General features: G+C 71.1%; 2 protein-coding genes. Both read left to right on the forward strand.

The annotated features are described in order from the left end of the window. Positions 1-1,453 (forward strand): arylsulfatase (locus L2I40_RS22085; RefSeq protein WP_237217435.1); only part of this gene is annotated, 1,453 nt, incomplete at its 5' end. 106 nt (positions 1,454-1,559) lie between these two features. Next, the gene (locus L2I40_RS22090; RefSeq protein WP_237217437.1) at positions 1,560-2,192 is read left to right on the forward strand and encodes a DUF502 domain-containing protein; all 633 of its coding nucleotides are present in this window, start codon (positions 1,560-1,562) and stop codon (positions 2,190-2,192) included. Positions 2,193-2,301: the final 109 nt, after the last annotated feature.

The raw sequence follows: 2,301 nt of genomic DNA on the forward strand, positions 1-2,301 counted from the left end.
GGTGATCTTCGGCGACGATGTCGGCTGGTCCAACATCTCCGCCTACAACATGGGGATGATGGGCTACCGCACGCCCAACATCGACCGCATCGCGCGCGAAGGCGCGATGTTCACCGACGCCTATGCCGAGAATTCCTGCACCGCCGGCCGCTCCGCCTTCATCACCGGCCAGTCGCCGATGCGCACCGGCCTGTCGAAGGTCGGACTGCCCGGCGCGGCGGAAGGCATGCGCGCCGAGGACCCGACCATCGCCGTGCTGCTCAAGGCGATGGGCTACGCGACCGGCCAGTTCGGCAAGAACCACCTCGGCGACCGCGACGAGCACCTGCCGACCATGCACGGCTTCGACGAGTTCTTCGGCAGCCTCTACCACCTGAACGCCGAGGACGAGCCGGAGAACCCGGACTATCCGCGCGCCCCGGAATTCCGCCGGCAGTTCGCCCCGCGCGGCGTGCTGAAGACCTGGGCCAACGCCGACGGCACCCAGCGCATCGAGAACACCGGCCCGCTGACCATGAAGCGGATGGAGACGGTGGACGAGGAATTCCTCGCCGGCGCGCTCGACTTCATCGACCGCGCGCATGCCGCGAACCGGCCCTTCTTCACCTGGTTCAACTCGACGCGCATGCACATCTGGACGCGGCTCAAGGAATCGTCGCGCGGCGTCACCGGCCTCGGCATCTACGCCGACGGCATGGTCGAGCATGACGGCCATGTCGGGCAGCTGCTGAAGAAGCTCGACGATCTCGGCATCACGCAGAACACCATCGTCATCTACAGCACCGACAACGGCGCCGAGATCATGTCCTGGCCCGACGGCGGCAACACGCCCTTCCGCGGCGAGAAGGCGACCGCCTGGGAAGGCGGCTTCCGCGTGCCGGCGGCGATCCGCTGGCCCGGCCGCATCCCCGCCGGCCAGGTGATCAACGACATCTTCTCTCACCAGGACTGGCTGCCGACGCTGCTCGCCGCGGCGGGCGACGCGGAGATCAAGCAGAAGCTGCTCGACGGGACGCGCATCGGCACGCGCACCTACAAGGTGCATCTCGACGGCTACAACCAGCTGCCGCTGCTGACCGGGACCGGCCCCGGCGCGCGGCAGGAGATGTTCTACTTCACCGATGACGGCGACCTCGCCGCGCTGCGCTACGGCAACTGGAAGATCCACTTCCTGATCCAGGAGAACACCGGCCTGCGCGTCTGGGAGCGGAGCTTCACGCCGCTGCGCATGCCGATGCTGTTCAACCTGCGCTCCGATCCCTTCGAGCGCGCGGACGAAAGCTTCGACTACGGCCGCTGGCGCGTGGAGCGCGCCTTCGCCTTCGTCCCCGCCCAGCAATATGTCGGACGGTTCCTGGCGACCTTCCGCGACTTCCCGCCGCGCCAGGCGCCCGGCAGCTTCAGCCTGGGCGACGCGATGGCTCGGCTGCGGCAGGCCGCCTCGGCGCGCTGAGACACCACGCCGCGATGTCACCCGCCGCAGCCTCCCCCGCGGCGGGTTTCCTGCCGGCGGGCGCCGCCCCCGACGCCCGCCGGCCTCCATCCCGGGACGAATGCCGATGAGGCCAGGCGACACGGCGGGACGGCATCGCGCTCCGGGCGGCCCGTTCATCCTGTTGCGCCGCGTGCTGATCGAGGGCGCGCTGGTCGTGCTGCCGATCGGCGCCGTCGTGCTGCTCGTGCTCGGCCTGATCGGCCGGATCGAGCGCGCGGCCGATCCACTGACCGGCCATGTGCTGCATCCCGCGCTCGTCGCCATCGGCGGGCTGCTGCTGATCTGCCTTCTGGTTGGCGCGGCGATCCGCTCCGCCACGGGTCGGCGCATGCGCGCGCTGCTGGAAGGCACGCTGCTCGACCGCCTGCCCGGCTACCGCCTCGCCAAGGCCTTCGCCACCGACGGGCCCTGGGGCGAGGGCAGCGGCCGCGCGGTGCGGCCCGCCCTCGCCGCGATCGAGGACGGGCTCTGCCCCGCCCTCGTGATGGACGAGTTCGCCGACGGGCGGCTCGTGGTCTTCGTGCCCGGCGCACCGGCGCCGATGGCCGGCGCGATCTACGTCTTCGCGCCCGAGAAGGTCACGCTGCTCGACGTGCCGCTGCTGCCCTTCCTCAAGACCATCTCCTCCTGGGGCCTCGGCCTGGTCGAGATGATCGAGGCCGCGGAGCGCGCCCGCACGAAGGAAGCCGCCGCATGAGCCCGACGCCCCGCCGCGCGCTCGGCGCGCTCGGTCTCGCGGCGCTGCTCGCGCCACGCGCGCTCGCTCAGCCCGCCGATCCGCTGCCCTCCTGGCGCGACGCGCCGCG

The sequence above is a fragment of the Falsiroseomonas oryziterrae genome, from assembly GCF_021864505.1.
In the GTDB taxonomy this organism is placed as follows: Bacteria; Pseudomonadota; Alphaproteobacteria; order Acetobacterales; family Acetobacteraceae; genus Falsiroseomonas; species Falsiroseomonas oryziterrae.

What these genes read in the sequence shown, in the direction of transcription:
- L2I40_RS22090 (WP_237217437.1), top strand. Translation starts at nt 1,560, where the DNA reads ATGAGGCCAGGCGACACGGCGGGACGGCATCGCGCTCCGGGCGGCCCG.